The sequence below is a fragment of the Streptomyces sp. NPDC002835 genome (assembly GCF_053591995.1).
The window spans coordinates 89,344-107,672 of record NZ_JBSFUW010000001.1; the positions used below are offsets into that span (position 1 = coordinate 89,344).

14 protein-coding genes and 1 pseudogene are annotated in these 18,329 nt (G+C 70.4%); 8 read left to right on the plus strand and 7 right to left on the minus strand.

Annotation, left to right across the window (positions count from 1 at the left end):
* Positions 1 to 79 precede the first annotated feature (79 nt).
* The 3 genes from ACWD01_RS00455 to nirD are packed head-to-tail and all read left to right on the plus strand — an operon-like array spanning position 80 to position 4,234.
* The gene (locus tag ACWD01_RS00455) at positions 80 to 1,276 is read left to right on the plus strand and encodes an NAD(P)/FAD-dependent oxidoreductase (RefSeq protein WP_451156550.1); all 1,197 of its coding nucleotides are present in this window, start codon (positions 80 to 82) and stop codon (positions 1,274 to 1,276) included.
* Positions 1,263 to 3,878, plus strand: a complete 2,616-nt coding sequence (nirB, locus tag ACWD01_RS00460) for a nitrite reductase large subunit NirB (RefSeq protein ID WP_451157323.1) — start codon at positions 1,263 to 1,265, stop codon at positions 3,876 to 3,878. The genes ACWD01_RS00455 and nirB overlap by 14 nt, the downstream gene beginning before the upstream one ends.
* Complete coding sequence (nirD, locus tag ACWD01_RS00465; protein ID WP_356890031.1) at positions 3,875 to 4,234, plus strand: nitrite reductase small subunit NirD; 360 nt, start codon at positions 3,875 to 3,877, stop codon at positions 4,232 to 4,234. Before nirB ends, nirD begins: the two co-directional genes overlap by 4 nt.
* Before the next feature lie 125 nt (positions 4,235 to 4,359).
* On the opposite strand, the gene ACWD01_RS00470 is transcribed toward nirD, so the two are convergent.
* Positions 4,360 to 4,782, minus strand: coding sequence for a VOC family protein (locus ACWD01_RS00470; RefSeq protein WP_451156552.1), 423 nt, complete (start codon positions 4,780 to 4,782; stop codon positions 4,360 to 4,362).
* A gap of 240 nt (positions 4,783 to 5,022) precedes the next feature.
* Between ACWD01_RS00470 and ACWD01_RS00475 the strand changes: the two genes are divergently transcribed.
* Positions 5,023 to 6,183 carry an alkaline phosphatase PhoX gene (locus ACWD01_RS00475; RefSeq protein WP_451156554.1) on the plus strand — a complete coding sequence of 387 codons (1,161 nt, stop codon included), beginning with the start codon at positions 5,023 to 5,025 and terminating at the stop codon, positions 6,181 to 6,183.
* Here the strand turns inward: ACWD01_RS00475 and ACWD01_RS00480 are convergent.
* Both ACWD01_RS00480 and ppdK read right to left on the minus strand, forming a co-directional pair.
* Complete coding sequence (locus ACWD01_RS00480) at positions 6,149 to 7,174, minus strand: ArsR/SmtB family transcription factor (protein WP_451156556.1); 1,026 nt, start codon at positions 7,172 to 7,174, stop codon at positions 6,149 to 6,151. The two genes, ACWD01_RS00475 and ACWD01_RS00480, sit on opposite strands and share 35 nt — an antisense overlap.
* Before the next feature lie 599 nt (positions 7,175 to 7,773).
* Complete coding sequence (gene ppdK, locus ACWD01_RS00485) at positions 7,774 to 10,482, minus strand: pyruvate, phosphate dikinase (RefSeq protein WP_451156558.1); 2,709 nt, start codon at positions 10,480 to 10,482, stop codon at positions 7,774 to 7,776.
* A gap of 629 nt (positions 10,483 to 11,111) precedes the next feature.
* Here ppdK and ACWD01_RS00490 point away from each other — a divergent pair.
* Positions 11,112 to 11,366 (plus strand): annotated as a pseudogene (locus ACWD01_RS00490) (UTRA domain-containing protein); the annotation flags it as partial.
* On the opposite strand, the gene dusB reads toward ACWD01_RS00490, so the two are convergent.
* Both dusB and ACWD01_RS00500 read right to left on the minus strand, forming a co-directional pair.
* Positions 11,327 to 12,481 carry a tRNA dihydrouridine synthase DusB gene (dusB, locus tag ACWD01_RS00495; protein ID WP_451156560.1) on the minus strand — a complete coding sequence of 385 codons (1,155 nt, stop codon included), beginning with the start codon at positions 12,479 to 12,481 and terminating at the stop codon, positions 11,327 to 11,329. The pseudogene ACWD01_RS00490 and the gene dusB overlap by 40 nt on opposite strands.
* A gap of 153 nt (positions 12,482 to 12,634) precedes the next feature.
* Positions 12,635 to 12,865 carry a DUF6243 family protein gene (locus ACWD01_RS00500; protein WP_451156562.1) on the minus strand — a complete coding sequence of 77 codons (231 nt, stop codon included), beginning with the start codon at positions 12,863 to 12,865 and terminating at the stop codon, positions 12,635 to 12,637.
* Positions 12,866 to 13,213: 348 nt separating this feature from the next.
* Between ACWD01_RS00500 and ACWD01_RS00505 the strand changes: the two genes are divergently transcribed.
* Positions 13,214 to 14,236 carry an aldo/keto reductase gene (locus ACWD01_RS00505; RefSeq protein WP_451156564.1) on the plus strand — a complete coding sequence of 341 codons (1,023 nt, stop codon included), beginning with the start codon at positions 13,214 to 13,216 and terminating at the stop codon, positions 14,234 to 14,236.
* Between the two features lie 52 nt (positions 14,237 to 14,288).
* Positions 14,289 to 14,897 (plus strand): TetR family transcriptional regulator, encoded by a 609-nt coding sequence (locus tag ACWD01_RS00510; RefSeq protein ID WP_451156566.1) that lies wholly within the window; start codon positions 14,289 to 14,291, stop codon positions 14,895 to 14,897.
* Positions 14,898 to 15,419: 522 nt separating this feature from the next.
* Here ACWD01_RS00510 and ACWD01_RS00515 read toward each other — a convergent pair.
* Both ACWD01_RS00515 and ACWD01_RS00520 read right to left on the minus strand, forming a co-directional pair.
* On the minus strand, positions 15,420 to 15,632 hold the full coding sequence (locus ACWD01_RS00515) for a hypothetical protein (RefSeq protein WP_451156568.1): 213 nt from the start codon (positions 15,630 to 15,632) through the stop codon (positions 15,420 to 15,422).
* 136 nt (positions 15,633 to 15,768) lie between these two features.
* Positions 15,769 to 17,151: a glycine--tRNA ligase gene (locus tag ACWD01_RS00520; RefSeq protein WP_451156570.1), complete on the minus strand. Its 1,383-nt coding sequence runs from the start codon at positions 17,149 to 17,151 to the stop codon at positions 15,769 to 15,771.
* Between the two features lie 144 nt (positions 17,152 to 17,295).
* On the opposite strand from ACWD01_RS00520, the gene ACWD01_RS00525 reads away from it, so the two are divergent.
* Positions 17,296 to 18,306 (plus strand): metal ABC transporter substrate-binding protein, encoded by a 1,011-nt coding sequence (locus tag ACWD01_RS00525; RefSeq protein WP_451156572.1) that lies wholly within the window; start codon positions 17,296 to 17,298, stop codon positions 18,304 to 18,306.
* Positions 18,307 to 18,329: the final 23 nt, after the last annotated feature.

The window sequence follows — 18,329 nt, forward strand, 5'->3', positions numbered from 1 at the left end:
TGGGGCCGCTGAGCGCAAGGTTCCCCGTGGGAAACAGAAGGGGACCTGACGGGTAACACCCGCGACGCACGCTGCATGCATGACTTCGGAGATCGTGGTGATCGGCGGCGGGACGGCGGGCGTGCGGCTGGCGCGTCAGCTCGGCGCGGGTGCTCGCGTCACGGTCCTCGGCGAGGAGACGCACGCGCCGTACAACCGGGTGCTGCTCGCGGAGGTGCTCGCGGGCAGGTACGGGCCGGAAGTGATCGCGCTGCCGGACGTACCGGTGCGGCGCGGGGTGCGGGCGACGTCGGTCGACCGCGAGCGGCGGGTCGTGCACTGCGCGGACGGCACGGCCGTCGGCTACGACCGCCTCGTGCTCGCGACCGGCTCGAACCCGGTGCTGCCGCCGCTCCGCGGCATCGGCCCCGGGCTCCCGGACGGCGTCCACCCCTTCCGCACCCTGGACGACTGCGCGGCCCTGTCCGACGCCGTCCGCCCCGGGACGCGGGTGGTGGTGGTCGGCGGGGGGCTGCTCGGTGTGTCGGCGGCCCGTGCGCTGGCGGTCCGCGGCGCGAAGGTGCTGCTGGCCCAGCAGGGCGAGCACCTCATGGAGCGCCAGCTCGACGTGTCCGCGTCGGGCCTGCTCCGGGCGCATCTGGAGCTGCTCGGCGTCGAGGTGCACACCGAGTGCCGGGTGCGCGGGCTGCGGACCACCCCCGAGGGGGCGGTCGGCGCGGTGGTCCTCGCGGACGGCTTCGCGCTGGACGCGGAGATCGTGGTGCTGGCCTGCGGCGTACGGCCCCGGGTGGGTCTCGCGGTCGACGCGGGGCTCGAGGTGCGGCGGGGGGTCGTCGTCGACGACGAACTGCGCACCTCCGACCCGTACATCCACGCCATCGGCGACTGCGCCGAGCACGACGGTGTCGTGCAGGGTCTGGCCGGCCCGGCGCTGGAGCAGGCGGACCTCCTCGCGTCCGTGCTCGGCGGCCGAGGCGGCCGCTACTCCGGCACCCGCGCGCTGACCCGGCTCACGCTGGCGTCCGCGACGAGCCCGCTCGACCTGGCCGCGTTCGGCGACCCGACCCCCCGACCGGGGGACGACGTCGTCCAGCTCGCCGACGCCACCCGGGGCGCGTACCGCAAGGTCGTCGTCCGCGGGGACCGGCTCGTCGGCGGCGTACTGCTCGGGGATCTCGCGTCCGTCGGCGCGCTCGCCCGGGCCTGGGAGGGCGACGAGGCCCTGCCGGACTCCCTCCCCCTGCTCCACCTGCTCACCAATGATGGAGGCCTCTGACATGGCTGCGATGTCCCCTTCCGCGACCACTCCCACGATCGTGGTCGTCGGCCACGGAATGGTCGGCCAGCGCTTCCTCGAGGCCCTGGCCGAGCGTGGCGTCACCGAGCGGGCACGGATCGTCGTGCTGTGCGAGGAGCCGCGCCCCGCCTACGACCGGGTGCGGCTGACCTCGTACTTCTCCGGGAACACGCCCGACGACCTGTCGATGGTCGAGGACGGCTTCATGGAGCGGCACGGTATCGAGCTGCACCTGGACGACCCGGCGGAGCGCATCGACACCGCCGCGCGCACGGTCACCTCGCGCGCCGGGCGGACCCTTTCGTACGACACGCTGGTGCTGGCGACGGGCTCGTACCCGTTCGTGCCGCCGGTGCCGGGCAAGGACGCCGAGGGCTGCTTCGTCTACCGGACCATCGAGGACCTGCTCAAGATCGAGGAGTACGCGAAGACGGCCCGCGTGGGCGCGGTCGTCGGCGGCGGGCTGCTCGGCCTGGAGGCGGCCGGTGCGCTGAAGGGGCTGGGCCTCGAGACGCACATCGTGGAGTTCGCGCCGCGGCTGATGCCCGTGCAGGTCGACGACGGCGGCGGCGCGGCGCTGCTGCGCACCATCGAGGGCATGGGACTCTCCGTCCACACCGGCGTCGGCACCCAGGAGGTCACCGCCGACGAGGGCGGCGCCGTCAACGGCATGGCGCTGTCGGACGGTTCGACGCTCGCGACGGACCTGGTGGTCTTCTCCGCGGGCGTACGCCCCCGGGACCAGCTCGCCCGGGACGCGGGCCTCGCGGTCGGCGAGCGCGGCGGCATCGTCGTGGACGACCAGTGCCGCACGTCGGACCCGGCGGTCTTCGCGATCGGCGAGTGCGCGCTCGCGTCGGACGGCCGGGTGTACGGGCTGGTGGCGCCGGGCTACGAGATGGCGGAGGCGGCGGCCGCGGCCCTGGACGGCCAGGAGCAGACCTTCACCGGCGCGGACACCTCCACCAAGCTGAAGCTGCTGGGTGTGGACGTGGCCTCGTTCGGCGACGCGCACGGCGCGGCCGACGGCTGCCTCGACGTCGTGTACTCCGACTCCCGCGCCGGCGTCTACAAGAAGCTGGTCGTCGGCCCCGAGGGCGAGCTGCTGGGCGGCATCCTCGTCGGTGACGCCGAGTCGTACGGCACGCTGCGGGCCTTCACCGGCTCGGTGCCGCCGATGGCCCCCGAACAGCTGGTGCTGCCGGCCGGCGCCGGCGCGCCGGTCGCGCTCGGCCCTTCGGCGCTGCCCGACGAGGCCGTCGTCTGCTCCTGCCACAACGTCACCAAGGGCACCATCCGCGGCGCGGTCACCGAGCACTCGTGCACGACGGTCCCCGAGGTCAAGAAGTGCACCAAGGCCGGTACCGGCTGCGGCAGCTGCGTCAAGGTGCTCGGCCAGCTCGTCAACGCCGAGCTGGAGGCGTCGGGCGTCGAGGTCGACAAGGGCCTGTGCGGCTGCTTCGGGCAGACCCGCCAGGAGCTGTACGAGATCGTGCGCGCCCTGCGCATCACGTCGTACCAGCAGCTGCTGGACGCGCACGGCCGGGAGACGGCGCGCGGCAAGGACGGCTGCGAGATCTGCAAGCCGGCCGTCGGCTCCATCATCGCCTCGCTCGCTCCGACGATCGGCGCCTCCGGCTATGTGCTGGACGGCGAGCAGGCCGCCCTCCAGGACACCAACGACCACTTCCTCGCCAACATGCAGAAGAACGGGTCGTACTCGATCGTGCCGCGCATCCCCGGCGGTGAGATCACCCCGGAGAAGCTGATCGTCATCGGCGAGGTGGCCCGCGACTTCGGTCTCTACACGAAGATCACCGGCGGTCAGCGGATCGACATGTTCGGCGCCCGCGTCGACCAGCTCCCGCAGATCTGGGCACGCCTGGTGGACGCCGGCTTCGAGTCCGGGCACGCGTACGGAAAGGCGCTGCGCACGGTCAAGTCCTGTGTGGGCCAGACCTGGTGCCGCTACGGCGTGCAGGACTCGGTCCGCATGGCGATCGATCTGGAGCTGCGCTACCGGGGCCTGCGCGCGCCGCACAAGTTCAAGTCGGGAGTCTCCGGCTGCCAGCGCGAGTGCGCGGAGGCCCAGTCCAAGGACTTCGGCGTGATCGCGACGGCGAACGGCTGGAACCTGTACGTCGGAGGCAACGGCGGCGCGACGCCGCGCCACGCGGACCTGCTGGCCCAGGACCTCTCCGACGCCGAACTGGTCCGGCTCATCGACCGGTTCCTGATGTTCTACATCCGCACCGCCGACCGGCTGGAGCGGACGTCGACCTGGCTGGACCGCATCGAGGGCGGTCTCGAGCACGTGCGGGACGTGGTCGTGAACGACTCGCTCGGCATCTGCGCGGAGCTGGAGTCGATGATGGACGACCATGTCGCGGGCTACCGCGACGAGTGGGCCGAGACGCTGAACGACCCCGAGCGGCTGCTGCGGTTCCAGTCCTTCGTCAACGCGCCCGACGTCCCGGACCCGACGGTGAAGTTCGTGCCGGAGCGCGACCAGGTCAAGCCCGACCTGCCCCTGCTGACCATCCGACCGTTCGACCAGACCCTGGAAGGTGCCGCCCGATGACCGCGACGACCCTCGCCCCCGCCACGACGGACGTCCAGATCCAGCTCAGGCTGGGTGAGGACTGGGCGGCCCTGTGCCCGCTGTCCCGGCTGACGCCGGGCCGGGGCGTGGCGGCCCTGCTGCCGGACGGCCGTCAGGTGGCCGTCTTCCTCGACCGTGAGGGCCGGCCCTACGCCATCGACAACCGCGACCCGTTCAGCGGCGCGCAGGTGCTGTCGCGCGGACTGGTCGGCTCTGTGGCCGGCCGGCCGTTCGTCGCCTCGCCGCTGCTGAAGCAGCGCTTCGACCTGGGGACCGGGCGCTGCCTGGACGACGACTCGGTGTCGGTGACGGCGTACGAGGTACGGGTCGGCTGAGCGGCGTATCCGCCGTATCCACCGGAAGAGCTCCGCTCACGCGTCGTCTGTCACTGCCCTGACTCTTCGCGACGCGTGAGCGGCACCCCCGGTACCCCCGCCCCCCGAGCACCTTCGTCCTGCGGTCACTCGCCCTCGGCCATCGCCCGCTGCATGGCCTCGACGTCCATCCACATGACCTCCCACAGGTGGTTGTCGGGGTCCTGGAAGGAACGGCCGTACATGAACCCGTAGTCCTGGGGGTCGTTGGAGGGCGAGCCGCCGGCGGCGAGCGCGCCGTCCACCAGCTCGTCGACCTTCTCGCGGCTGTCCGCGCTCAGGCAGAGGATGGCCTCGGTGCTGGTCGCCGCGTCGGCGATGTCCTTCTTGGTGAAGTCCTTGAAGCGTGCCTCCGTCAGCAGCATCGCGTAGATCGTGTCGCTGAAGACCAGACAGGCCGCGTTCTCGTCGGTGAACTGCGGGTTGAAGGAGTAGCCCAGCTTGCTCCAGAAGGCCTTGCTGGTCTCCAGGTCCTTGACGGGCAGGTTGACGAAGATCATCTGAGCCATGACGGTCTCTCTCCTGTGGGGCCCGCGGTGTGCGCGGTGCCGGTGTGCGCGGTGCTTTCGAAGGGGTAGACGGACGGCCAGCGGCGGACTCATCGGGGTCCGCGGAGAATTCTTCGGACAGCTTCCCGGGGTCACCCTCCGTTGAAGTCTGCGCCACCCACCGCTTCTATGTTCCGGGAGCGCGCGACCCCGCGGCACCGACCGGCGCCGCGGGGCGGTCATCCCACCCTGGAGTGACAAGTGGAACGTCGCAGCTTCCTTCGCGGAGCGGTCGTCGGCACCTCGGCCACCGCCTTCGGCTTCACCCTGTGGCACGGCGCCGCCTCCGCGGCCCCCGCACAGCCCGGCTCCGGCCCCTACGGGGCGCTCCTTCCGGCGGACTCGAACGGTATCCAGTTGCCGGCCGGCTTCACCAGCCGGGTGATCGCCCGGACGGGCCAGAAGGTCGGCTCCACCTCGTACACCTGGCACAAGGCTCCCGACGGCGGTGCGTGCTTCGCCGACGGCAGCGGCTGGATCTACGTCTCCAACTCGGAGATTTCCTCCACCGGCGGCGCAAGCGCCGTGAAGTTCTCCTCGACCGGTGCCATCACCGGCGCCTACCGCATCCTGTCGAACACCAACCGCAACTGCGCGGGCGGCGCCACCCCGTGGAACACCTGGCTCTCGTGCGAGGAGGTCAGCACCGGCTACGTCTACGAGACGGACCCGTGGGGCGTGAACGCCGCCGTGCGCCGGCCCGCCATGGGGCGCTTCAACCACGAGGCCGCCGCTGCCGACCCGGTGCGCAAGGTGATCTACCTGACCGAGGACGCGTCGGACGGCTGCCTGTACCGGTTCGTCCCCGCCACGTGGGGCAATCTGTCGTCCGGCACCCTTCAGGTGCTCAAGGCCGGCACGGCCACCTCCGGCTCCTTCACGTGGGCGACCGTGCCGGACCCGGACGGTTCCCCGACCGCCACCCGCGACCAGGTGTCCGGCGCCAAGCTGTTCAACGGCGGCGAGGGCTGCCACTACGCCGACGACAAGGTCTGGTTCACCACCAAGGGCGACAACCGCCTGTGGCAGCTGAACCTGCTGAGCAACACGTACGAGCTGGCCTACGACGACTCGCTGGTCGTCGGCGGCTCCGCGCCGCTCACCGGTGTGGACAACGTGACGGGCGCCGCCTCCGGTGACCTGTTCGTGGCGGAGGACGGCGGCAACATGGAGATCTGCGTGATCACCCCGGACGACGTCGTCGCGCCGTTCCTGCGTGTCACCGGCCAGTCGTCGTCGGAGATCTGCGGACCGGCCTTCTCCCCCGACGGCAAGCGGCTGTACTTCTCCAGCCAGCGCGGCACCAGCGGCAGTTCGTCGGGCGGCATCACCTACGAAGTGAGCGGTCCGTTCCGCGCATAGCGAGCTCGGGCTCCGCGGTGGCGCCGCCGCGCAGCAGGGCGGCGCCCAGCGGGGTGAGGGAGTGCAGCACCGCGTTGCCGTGGCGCAGGGTCACGACCAGGCCCGCCTCACGGAGCACGGCGGCGTGCTGGCTCGCGGAGGCCAGGGACACCCCTGCCCTGCGGGCCAGTTCGCTGGTCGTGCAGCCGCCGCGGATGGCCTGGAGCACCGCGGAGCGCGTATGGCCGACGAGGCGGCCCAGTGAGACGCCCCCGCCGTCGCCGGCGGACTGCTCGCTGGTGTGCGAGACCGGGTAGACCAGCACCGGCGGCAGGGACGTGTCGCGGTAGACCACCGGGGTCCCGCGGCAGAAGAACGACGGCTGGAGCAGCAGGCCGCGCCCGTCCAGGTGCAGTTCGCGGTCGACGGGATAGTCGGCCTCCAGGACCGGTGCGCGCCAGCGCAGCACCGGCGGCAGGGAGGCGAGCAGTTCCCCGGCGCCGCCGTCGAGCAGCGCCCGGCCGCGGACGACACGGTCCGCCTCCACCCGGCCCTGGATCTGGGACCAGTACGGCTCGACGGCCGCGCGGTAGTACGCGCGCAGGACCTCCACGAGCCTGGCCACCGACTCGCCCCTGCCCTCGGCGAGGGAGAGTAGCCGGCCCGGCAGCGAGCGCAGGGGCGAGCGGTGGGCGGCGGCGAGGGCGACTTCGGCGTGCAGTCGGGACGGGGGCGTCGCCCGCAGCGCCTCTAGGCCCGCGTCAAGCCCCTCCGACGACTCCGGCGGAGTGAGAAAGTCCGGGAAATATCCGCGCTGGGGCACGAGGGCGGAGAGCAGTCGTGTTTCACTTTTCAACCGCGTTCGCGCCTGGGCGCGCCATTCACCGAAGACGAGTGCGCCCCTTCGGTCGCGCAATCGGTGAAAACTGAGAATGGATTCCCACAACGCGTCCGGCCTGGCCGCCATCCTCACCCGCGCCAGATCGTCCGCGTTGAAATGAATACGAAGCACCGAACCCCCACTGTTGCACCCGCCATCGCCCCCATCACTGAGTATGCATGTCATCACAGGTTGTTACCACGGTGTTTCAGCCACAGTTGAAACGCCTCGCGGGCCATGGGGGCCAACCGAAAAGCTGTACGACGTCGGGCATGAAACCTACTTCACCGAAGTGACGCAGCGAGGACCGTGGGGGGCTTTGCGCGTCCGGCGGCGGTGACGAAGGTTGCGGCTCCGTGTCCGGCACGGGAAATGGAGCGCGGTCGGCGGGTGGGGATCCGCAGGCCGCGCTCCTGTCCGTTGGACGGGCGCGGCGAACGGCAGAAATTCGACCATTGTTAAGAGGCCGGAAGCTCAATTGCTCCGGAATTCAACTGACCCAGGATTCAACAGGAACCTTCTGTATCCCCCGCCGGGCCGGCTCGACCGGCAGCCCGTAGCCGCCGGCCGCACGACGGGGATGCGGCATGCGGAAGGGACGGGCGCCCCGCACAGGCGCCCGCCCCTCTCTGGTGAGCCGGAACCGCCACCGGGCAGCCGGTGAGGGTCGAGGTACCGGGCTCCGGGTTTTCGTGCCCCGGGCCCGGTGGCGGTTCCGGGGTCTGTTGGTCCTAGCGGGAGTCGCTGCCGGCCGACTGGGCCGCCGCGCGGCCCGCCTCGAGCCGCGCCACCGGGATGCGGAACGGCGAGCAGGAGACGTAGTCCAGGCCCACCTCGTGGAAGAAGTGCACCGACTCCGGGTCGCCGCCGTGCTCGCCGCAGACGCCGAGCTTGAGGTCGGGCCGGGTGGCCCGGCCGGCCTCGACCGCGCTGCGGACCAGGGCGCCGACGCCGTCCTTGTCGATGGTCTCGAAGGGCGAGACCCCGAAGATGCCCTTCTCCAGGTACGCGGTGAAGAAGCTGGCCTCCACGTCGTCGCGGGAGAAGCCCCACACGGTCTGGGTGAGGTCGTTGGTACCGAAGGAGAAGAACTCGGCGGCCTCCGCGATCTGACCGGCGGTCAGCGCGGCGCGGGGCAGCTCGATCATCGTGCCCAGCGCGAGCTTCAGCTCGATGCCGGTCCGCTGCTGCACCTCCGCGATGACCTGCTCGGCCTCGTCGCGGACGATCTCCAGCTCCTGGACGGTGCCGACCAGCGGGATCATGATCTCGGCGCGCGGGTCGCCCTTGGCCTCGACGCGCTGCGCGGCGGCCTCGGCGATCGCCCGTACCTGCATGGTGAACAGGCCGGGGATGACGAGCCCGAGGCGTACGCCGCGCAGGCCCAGCATCGGGTTCTGCTCGTGCAGCCGGTGCACGGCCTGGAGCAGGCGCAGGTCGTTCTCGTTGTGGTCCTTGCGGGCCTCGGCGAGGGCGACGCGCACCGAGAGCTCGGTGATGTCGGGCAGGAACTCGTGCAGCGGCGGGTCGAGCAGACGTACAGTCACCGGCAGTCCGTCCATCGCCTCGAACAGCTCGACGAAGTCCTGCTTCTGCTGCGGGAGCAGCGCCTTCAGGGCGTCCTCGCGCTCGTCGTCGGTGTCGGCGAGGATCAGCTTCTCGACCATCTCGCGGCGCTCGCCGAGGAACATGTGCTCGGTCCGGCACAGGCCGATGCCCTGGGCGCCGAAGCGGCGGGCGCGCAGCGCGTCCTCGGCGTTGTCGGCGTTGGCCCGTACGCGCAGCCGGCGTACGCGGTCCGCGTAGGCCATGATCCGGTGGACGGCCTGGACGAGCTCGTCGGCGTCGTCGGCGCCCGCGTGCATCCGGCCCTCGAAGTACTCGACGACCGGCGACGGCACGACGGGGACCTCACCGAGGTACACCTTGCCGGTGGAGCCGTCGATGGAGACGACGTCGCCCTCCTCGATGACGGTGCCGTTCACCGTCAGCCGGCGGCGCTTGGTGTCGACCTCGAGCTCCTCGGCGCCGCAGACACAGGTCTTGCCCATGCCGCGGGCGACGACGGCGGCGTGCGAGGTCTTGCCGCCGCGGGAGGTGAGGATGCCCTCGGCGGCGATCATGCCGTCCAGGTCGTCCGGGTTGGTCTCACGGCGGATCAGGATGACCTTCTCGCCGGAACGCGACCACTTGACCGCGGTGTAGGAGTCGAAGACGGCCTTGCCGACGGCCGCGCCCGGGGAGGCGGCGATGCCGCGTCCGAGCAGCTCCGTCTTCGCCTTCTCGTCGAAGCGTGGGAACATCAGCTGCGCGAGCTGGGCGCCGTTGACGCGCTGGAGCGCCTCGGCCTCGTCGATCAGGCCCTGGTCGACGAGCTGGGTGGCGATACGGAAGGCGGCGCCGGCGGTGCGCTTGCCGACACGGGTCTGCAGCATCCAGAGCTGGCCGCGCTCGATGGTGAACTCGATGTCGCAGAGATCCTTGTAGTGGTTCTCCAGCGTCTCCATGATCTGCATCAGCTGGTCGTACGACTTCTTGTCGATGGACTCGAGGTCGGCCAGCGGCACGGTGTTGCGGATACCGGCCACGACGTCCTCGCCCTGCGCGTTCTGCAGGTAGTCGCCGTAGACGCCCTGGTGGCCGGAGGCGGGGTCGCGGGTGAAGGCGACGCCGGTGCCGGAGTCGGGGCCGAGGTTGCCGAAGACCATGGAGCAGATGTTGACGGCCGTGCCGAGGTCGCCGGGGATGCGCTCCTGGCGGCGGTAGAGCTTGGCGCGGTCGGTGTTCCAGGACTCGAAGACCGAGCAGATGGCGAGGTCCATCTGCTCGCGCGGGTCCTGCGGGAAGTCGCGGCCCGCCTCGGACTTGACGATCTTCTTGAACTGCTTGACGAGCTTCTTGAGGTCGGCGGCGTCGAGGTCGGTGTCGACGGTGACCTTCTTGGCGGCCTTGGCGTCCTCGAGGGCCTCCTCGAAGAGGTCGCCGTCCACGCCCAGCACGGTCTTGCCGAACATCTGGATGAGGCGGCGGTAGGAGTCCCAGGCGAAGCGCTCGTCGCCGGCCTGCTGGGCGAGGCCCGCGACCGAGGCGTCGGAGAGACCGATGTTGAGGACGGTGTCCATCATGCCCGGCATCGAGAACTTGGCGCCGGAACGCACGGAGACCAGCAGCGGGTTGTCGGCCTGGCCGAGCTTCTTGCCCATCGTCGTCTCGAGAGCGTCGAGGTGTGCACTCACCTCGTCGCGCAGCGCGGGCGGCTCTTCGCCGCTCTCGAGGTAGACCTTGCACGCCTCGGTGGTGATCGTGAACCCGGGAGGGACCGGAAGACCGAGGTTGGTCATCTCGGCGAGGTTCGCGCCCTTTCCACCGAGCAGGTCCTTGAGCTCTTTGTTGCCCTCGGTGAAGTCGTAGACGAACTTCTGATCTTTGTTTTCCGACACGGGTCTCGACTCCTCGAGGACTCGGTGGCTGCCCTGACGGCGAGGAACATACCCAGATCGAAGGCATCTCGGTACGTCCACTTGCGCGTCATACGGCCTTAACCACTCGTCCGCCAGCAGATCGAAAGTCCCGGCGACTGTCGGGGGCGCCCGAGATTTATTCAACTCTTGAACGGATGATCACGTTACGGTACGCCTGCGCGCCACTATGCATACACAGCGTTACCTGATGCTCCATGGAGCGAACGCCGAAAGGGTGGCACTCAGTGCCACCCTTTGGAAAGTGCAGCCGCTCCGATTTCGCTCATCTGAGCGCACCCCCTATCAGGGGTGGCGAGGATCACGCTGCCGGAGGCGACGGAATTCCATCATCCGGACCGATCGGCGGCTTCCCGTAACACGCCGGGACACACCGGCCGAGGACCTCGAGATCCATGTCCTCCAGGCTCCCGGCCAGCACTCTCGCCCCGGCGAGGCCGACACCGGCAGCAGCGAGGGCACCACCGGCACCGCACAACCGGCGGCCTCCGCCGACCTGGTGCCGTCCGGGGAGTCCTCGACCGCCACGCAGGTGTGCGGCGCGGCCCCGAACCGGTCCGCGGCCCCGGTAGGGGTCGGGGTGCGGCTTGGTATCGATCATGAACAGCATCGCCGAGCACCACGGCATCGTCGCCCACTACGGCGAGTACCTGATCGACACGGTCCCGGCGGGCAGCGTCGACGCCCGCCTCCTCAAAGTCCGCCGCGGCAGCCCGCTGCTGCGCCAGCGCCATCTGACGACCATGTCCACGGGCCGCCCGGTCGAATGGACCGACGACCGCTACGTGGCGGGCAGCGCCAACGCTCAGCCGCCGGACGTGTCGAGTTCGGCCTCGGCGCCGATGCCCGCGCAGTCGTACGGGTCCTTCAGCCAGCCGTCCGGAAGGACCACCCGGTTGTTGCCGGAGGTCCGCCCGCGCGGGCCGTCCGCGCCCGTCGGCCACGGCTGACCCAGATCGAGCGCGTTCAACTGAGCGCCGAGCTCGTCCAGCGACGAGGTGACCGCCAGCTTCTTGCGCATCTCCGAGCCGACCGCGAAACCCTTCAGGTACCAGGCCACGTGCTTGCGGAAGTCGATCACTCCGCGGGACTCGTCGCCGATCCACTCCCCCAGCAGCGTCGCGTGCCGCAGCATCACAGCCGCGACCTCGCGCAGCGTCGGCCGCGCGTAGCCGTCCGGGCGGCCCTCGAAGGCCGCCACCAGGTCGCCGAAGAGCCACGGCCGGCCCAGGCAGCCGCGCCCCACGACCACTCCGTCGCAGCCCGTCTCGCGCATCATCCGCACGGCGTCGTCGGCCGACCAGATGTCGCCGTTGCCCAGCACGGGAATCTCGGGGACGTGCTCCTTGAGGCGGGCGATCGCGTCCCAGTCGGCGGTGCCGCCGTAGTGCTGGGCCGCCGTGCGCCCGTGCAGGGCAATGGCCGTGACGCCCTCCTCGACGGCGATGCGGCCCGCGTCGAGGAAGGTGATGTGGTCGTCGTCGATGCCCTTGCGCATCTTCATGGTGACCGGCAGGTCACCGGCGTTCGTCACGGCTTCGCCCAGGATCGCGCGCAGCAGCGGCCGCTTGTACGGGAGCGCCGAGCCGCCGCCCTTGCGGGTGACCTTGGGGACCGGGCAGCCGAAGTTCAGGTCGATGTGGTCGGCCAGGCCCTCGTCCACGATCATGCGCACCGCCTTGCCGACGGTGACCGGGTCCACCCCGTACAACTGGATCGAGCGCGGCGTCTCGGTCGCGTCGAAGTGGATGAGTTGCATGGTCTTCTCGTTGCGCTCGACCAGCGCCCGCGTGGTGATCATCTCGCTGACGAACAGGCCCTTGCCGCCCGAGAACTCCCTGCACAGGGTACGGAAGGGCGCGTTGGTGATACCGGCCATGGGCGCGAGGACCACCGGCGGCTGCACGGCGTGCGGGCCGATCCGGAGCGTGTTCGTGGAGGCGGGGGCGAGCGTGGTCATTCGCCCATTGTCTCGCACCGGCGGCGGTGCGGGGGCGGGCGGTGGCGAGGGGCTTGGGCGGGGTGCCGACGGGAGGGCCGGGTGGGGGTGCGGGCGGCGGCGCATGCGCAGGGGCCCGGACCGCGTGATGCGGTCCGGGCCCCTGCGTACGGATCAGGCCTGGGCCTGGCTCTCCTGCGGCGCCGCCGCGCCGTCGTTCTGCGGCTCGGCCTCCGACGCGACATCGAGGGCGCGCTCGCGCATCTTGCGCACGAGCTCCTGCTTCAGGTCCTCCGACGCCTTGCGGTCGACGTCGCGGGTGAGACCGCTCGCCTGCTGTTCGGCGCGGGACATCTTCTTGCGCTGTCCACCGACACCGAGAAGGTTGTTACGGCTCTTGGCCATGGGGTTCTCCCATCGTGGGTGAGAAGTGACTCGGGAAACGTCTGACGGGGGCGGGAGACCGCCGCCCTCTCACTCGTAGATCTGGAAGAACGAAGACATGGCCTGACGGTACCGCGTCCTCGATGCGGTCGGCAGCCACTTTTCGCTGCGGCGCCCGCCGCGGGCGCCGCGGCGGGCGCTCGCGCACCGGCGACGGGGTCTCCGCAGTCACCCGCGTTCACCGGCATTCACCGGCATTCATCGTCATTCACTCACGCGAGTGAATGACAGCTGACAGATATTGCGATCTGTCATCCGTCATGTCACTGTTGTCGGTGTCACTCGAACCCACTCCTTGGGAGCCCCCTGATGACCACCACCACCGCGCCTGCTTCCCGCGCCCTCGGCTCCACCGGCCCGAGGGTCTTCCCTCTCGGCCTCGGCTGCATGGGCATGTCCGCTCTGTACGGCAGCGCCGACCGCACCGAGTCGGAGGCGACCGTCCATGCCGCGCTCGACGCGGGCGTCACCCTGCTCGACACGGGCGACTTCTACGGGATGGGGCACAACGAGCTGTTGATCAACGAGGCGCTGCGCACCGCCCCCGCGGCCGCTCGCGAAAAGGCCCTGGTCAGCGTCAAGTTCGGTGCGCTGCGCACCGTCGAGGGCGGCTTCACCGGTATCGACGGCAGGCCGGCCGCGGTCAAGAACTTCGCGGCGTACAGCCTCCAGCGGCTCGGCACGGACCACATCGACGTCTACCGGCTCGCCCGCCTCGACCCCGACGTTCCCATCGAGGAGACGGTGGGCGCGATCGCCGAGCTGGTCGAGGCGGGCCATGTGCGGCACATCGGCCTGTCGGAGGTCGGCGCGGAGACCATCCGCCGCGCGGCGTCCGTCGCTCCGATCGCCGATCTCCAGATCGAGTACTCGCTGATATCGCGCGGCATCGAGAAGGAGATCCTGCCGGCCGTCCGCGAGCTCGGCATAGGCGTCACCGCGTACGGGGTGCTGTCGCGCGGTCTGATCAGCGGCCACTTCTCCCGCGACCGGGAGCTGGGCCCCGGCGACTTCCGCGGGATGAGCCCCCGCTTCCAGGGCGACAACCTCCACCGCAACCTGGAGCTGGTCGACCGGCTGCGCGCGGTGGCCGACGGCAAGGGGATCAGCGTCGCGCAGACGGCGATCGCCTGGGTGCTCTCCCGCGGCGAGGACATAGTGCCCCTGATCGGCGCCCGCACCCGCGCCCGGCTCGAGGAGGCGCTGGGCGCCCTGGAGGTCACCCTGACCGATGCCGACCTGGCGGCGATCGAGGAGGCCGTACCGGCCGACGCGGCGGCCGGCGAGCGGTACCCGGCAGCACAGATGGCCCACCTGGACAGCGAGAACTGAGCCGCGCGGTACCGTCTCGGTGCCCCCTGTTCAGCGAAAGGCACCAGCCGCCATGACGCCCGAAGCACTGACCCCCGAGCGCATCCTCGAAGCCACCGAGGACGTGCTGCGCCGGTACGGCCCGGCGAAGGCCACGGTCGTGGACGTGGCCCGGGCCCTGGGTGTCAGCCACGGCAGCGTCTACCGCCACTTCCGCACCAAGGCCGCGCTGCGGGAGGCGGTCACGGAGCGCTGGCTGCACCGGACGGTGGACGAGCTGGCGAAGATCGCCGGCGGCTCGGAGCGGCCCGCGCCGGAGAAGCTGCGCCAGTGGCTGTCGACGCTCTTCGAGGCGAAGCGGCGGAAGGCGGGCGCCGACCCCGAGCTGTTCGAGACCTTCGGCGTACTGATCGGCGAGAACAGCACCGTGGTGGAGGAGCACATCGCCGACCTGGTCGGGCAGTTGAGTGGGATCGTCGAAGAGGGCGTGCAGACACACCAGTTCATGCTGGTGGAGCCGCAGGGCGCGGCGCGGGCGGTGTTCGACGCGACGACCCGCTTCCACGATCCGGCCTATGCGCCCGAGTGGTCGAAGCCGGGAATCGACGCGGAGTTCGCGGCGGTCGCGGACCTCTGCCTGCGCGGCCTCACGGCCCGCCCTGCGGACAAGCCCGCGGGCTGAGGCAAGCCGGCAGGCGCGACAGCCGCGCGGTCTCGGGGCCACGGGCGACCGGGTTCGATGGGGCAGGGCATCAGACCCCTGAGCCCTCACGCCGCAGAGCCCTGCGCCTCTCAAGCCTCCGAGGCCGCCGGGCCCTCGGCCAGGCGCCGGGGCCGCCGAACCGCGTTCGCCTGCCGCCACGCGCTGCCGGGCCGCGCCGCAGGACCCACGCCGTACGGCCTGCGCCCCGCCGCAGAGCGGGCCGCGGTGCGGAGCCCCCGGCAGGGCCCCGGGGCAGGGGCAGCCGGACCCGCGTCCGCATGGTGTTGCGCGCCGCCCGCCACGCCACAGGACCCACGCCGTACGACCTGCGCCTCTCAAGCCTCCCGGGGCCGCCGAACCCGCGTCCGCCTGGCGCCCCACGCCGCCGGGCCGCGACGCAGGGGCCCAGCCCGACCGGGCCTCACGCCGTACGGCCGCCCACGGCCCCGAGCCCTCACGGCCGCCAGGGCCGTCACGGCCCCCACGGCGGTGCCGCCGGGCTCAGCCCTCACCGGCCGTCGGGTCGACGGTCGCCTGGTGGGCCTGGGTCAGGTGTTCCTCGGCCTTGAGCCACGGCAGGAACTGCGCGTTCTTGCGCCAGTCGCAGGTGCCGCAGCTCAACTGCCGCTGCATCCCCGCCTTTTCCACCCGTACCACGTGTTCGCGTCCGTGCTGGTCCCATCTGCGAACCTTGCTGGTCGTCATGGACGGCATATGTGCCTCCTGTGCCTGGCCTGCCTGTACCTCGGCCTGCCTGTGGGTGCGCGCGGGCCCAGTGTGCACGAAGCCCCCGGTTCCGTTACCCGGAACCAGGGGCTTCGAACGCTGTGAACGCGCCGGAGGCCGGGCGTCAGCAGCCCAGCAGACGGCTGCCCAGGTAGCCCTGGATCTGGTCGAGGGAGACACGCTCCTGCTTCATCGTGTCGCGCTCGCGCACGGTCACCGCGTTGTCGTCGAGGGTGTCGAAGTCGACGGTCACGCAGAACGGGGTGCCGATCTCGTCCTGGCGGCGGTAGCGGCGGCCGATGGCGCCCGCGTCGTCGAACTCGATGTTCCAGTTCTTGCGCAGGTCGGCGGCGAGGCCCTTGGCCTTCGGGGAGAGCTGCGGGTTGCGGCTCAGCGGCAGCACCGCGACCTTGACCGGCGCGAGGCGCGGGTCGAGGCGCATCACGGTGCGCTTCTCCATGACGCCCTTGGCGTTGGGCGCCTCGTCCTCGTTGTACGCGTCGAGCAGGAAGGCCAGCATGGCGCGGCCGACACCGGCCGCCGGCTCGATGACGTACGGCGTCCAGCGCTCGCCGGCCTCCTGGTCGAAGTACGACAGGTCGGTGCCGGAGGCCTTGGAGTGCGCGGTGAGGTCGTAGTCGGTGCGGTTGGCGACGCCCTCGAGCTCGCCCCACTCGCTGCCGCCGAACTGGAAGCGGTACTCGATGTCGGCCGTGCGCTTCGAGTAGTGGGAGAGCTTCTCCTGCGGGTGCTCGAACCAGCGCATGTTCTCCTCACGGAGACCCAGGTCGCGGTACCAGTTCCAGCGCTGGTCCATCCAGTACTGCTGCCACTCCTCGTCCTCGCCCGGCTTGACGAAGAACTCCATCTCCATCTGCTCGAACTCGCGGGTGCGGAAGATGAAGTTGCCCGGAGTGATCTCGTTCCGGAACGACTTGCCCATCTGCGCGATGCCGAACGGCGGCTTCTTGCGCGAGGTCTGCTGCACCTGGCCGAAGTTGGTGAAGATGCCCTGGGCGGTCTCGGGGCGCAGGTAGGCGACCGAGCCGGAGTCCTGGGTCGGGCCGAGGTGGGTCGAGAGCAGACCGGAGAACTGCTTGGGCTCGGTGAAGGTGCCCTTGTTGCCGCAGTTGGGGCAGTTCAGGTCGGCGAGGCCGTTCTCGGGGGCGCGGCCGTGCTTCTCCTCGTACGCCTCCTCCAGGTGGTCGGCGCGGTAGCGCTTGTGGCAGGAGGTGCACTCGGTCAGCGGGTCGGTGAAGGTGGCGACGTGGCCGGAGGCCTCCCAGACCTCGGTGGCCAGGATCACCGACGAGTCGATCCCGACGACGTCCTCGCGCGAGGTGACCATGTAGCGCCACCACTGGCGCTTGATGTTCTCCTTGAGCTCGACACCCAGCGGTCCGTAGTCCCAGGCGGCCTTCTGACCGCCGTAGATCTCGCTGCAGGGGTAGACAAAGCCACGGCGCTTGCTCAGGTTGACGATCGTATCGATCTTGTCGGCGGCCACGGTGCTCTCTTCATTACGACGACGACGAACGGAGAATGACTCAGGTTACCGGCGGCGGCACCCCCGGGATCAAATCGGATCGGACGGAGGTGCGGGACGGACGTTTATTGACAATCGTTTCCGTCTTTGTTGAAAATGAGTGTCATGAACGTACGACGCCTCATACCCACCGCCGCCACCGCCGGAGCAGTCACGCTCGGTCTCCTGGCCGTTTCCGCCTGCTCCACCTCCGACGCCGCGAGCGTCGACGGCGACGGCAGGCTGAAGGTCGCCGCGTCGTTCTACCCCATGCAGTATCTCGCCGAACAGATAGGTGGTGACAAGGTCTCCGTCACCACTCTCACCAAGCCGGGCGTCGAGCCGCACGACCTGGAGCTCAAGCCCCGCCAGACCGCCGAGCTGAACGACTCCGGTCTGATCCTCTACCTCAAGGGCGTCCAGCCCGCCGTCGACAAGGCCATCGACCAGAGCAGCGTGAAGTACAAGGTGGACGCCACCACGCTCACGCACCTGGAGAACTTCGACACCTCCGGCGGCCACGACCACGGTCACGAAGAGGCCGGTCACGAAGAGGCGGGCCATGAGGAGGCCGGACACGAAGAGGCCGGACACGAAGAGCACGAGGCCGAGGCCGGCGCCGACCCGCACATCTGGCTCGACCCGGTGAAGTACGCCGAGGTCGCCAAGGGCGTCGGCGCCCAGATGGCGAAGGCCGACCCGGACCACGCCGCGGACTACAAGAAGAACACCGACGCGCTGGTCGCCAAGCTCACCGCCCTCCACACCGACTTCGAGCAGGGCCTGAAGAACTCGGCCACGAAGACGTTCATCACGACCCACTCCGCCTTCGGCTACCTCGCCGAGCGCTACGGCCTGGAGCAGGAGGGCATCGCGGGCGTCGACCCCGAGTCCGAGCCCAGCCCGGCGCGGATCAAGGAGCTCCAGACGATCGCGAAGAAGGACAAGGTCACCACCGTCTTCTTCGAGACGCTGGCCAGCGACAAGACCGCGAAGACCCTCGCCAAGGACACCGGCCTGAAGACCGACGTCCTCGACCCGCTCGAGGGAATCACGGACCGGTCGAAGGGCGATGACTACCTCGAGGTCATGCGCTCGAACCTCGCCGCGCTGCAGAAGGCCCTCGGCGCGAAGTGACGCAGTACCACCAGGAGAGGCGG

Bases quoted from the DNA above. Each gene is read 5' to 3' on its own strand.
- ACWD01_RS00455 (WP_451156550.1), top strand. From the start codon at position 80: ATGACTTCGGAGATCGTGGTGATCGGCGGCGGGACGGCGGGCGTGCGG.
- nirB (WP_451157323.1), top strand. From the start codon at position 1,263: ATGGAGGCCTCTGACATGGCTGCGATGTCCCCTTCCGCGACCACTCCC.
- nirD (WP_356890031.1), top strand. From the start codon at position 3,875: ATGACCGCGACGACCCTCGCCCCCGCCACGACGGACGTCCAGATCCAG.
- ACWD01_RS00470 (WP_451156552.1), bottom strand. From the start codon at position 4,782: ATGGCTCAGATGATCTTCGTCAACCTGCCCGTCAAGGACCTGGAGACC.
- dusB (WP_451156560.1), bottom strand. From the start codon at position 12,481: ATGACCACGCTCGCCCCCGCCTCCACGAACACGCTCCGGATCGGCCCG.
- ACWD01_RS00500 (WP_451156562.1), bottom strand. From the start codon at position 12,865: ATGGCCAAGAGCCGTAACAACCTTCTCGGTGTCGGTGGACAGCGCAAG.
- ACWD01_RS00505 (WP_451156564.1), top strand. From the start codon at position 13,214: ATGACCACCACCACCGCGCCTGCTTCCCGCGCCCTCGGCTCCACCGGC.
- ACWD01_RS00510 (WP_451156566.1), top strand. From the start codon at position 14,289: ATGACGCCCGAAGCACTGACCCCCGAGCGCATCCTCGAAGCCACCGAG.
- ACWD01_RS00515 (WP_451156568.1), bottom strand. From the start codon at position 15,632: ATGCCGTCCATGACGACCAGCAAGGTTCGCAGATGGGACCAGCACGGA.
- ACWD01_RS00525 (WP_451156572.1), top strand. From the start codon at position 17,296: ATGAACGTACGACGCCTCATACCCACCGCCGCCACCGCCGGAGCAGTC.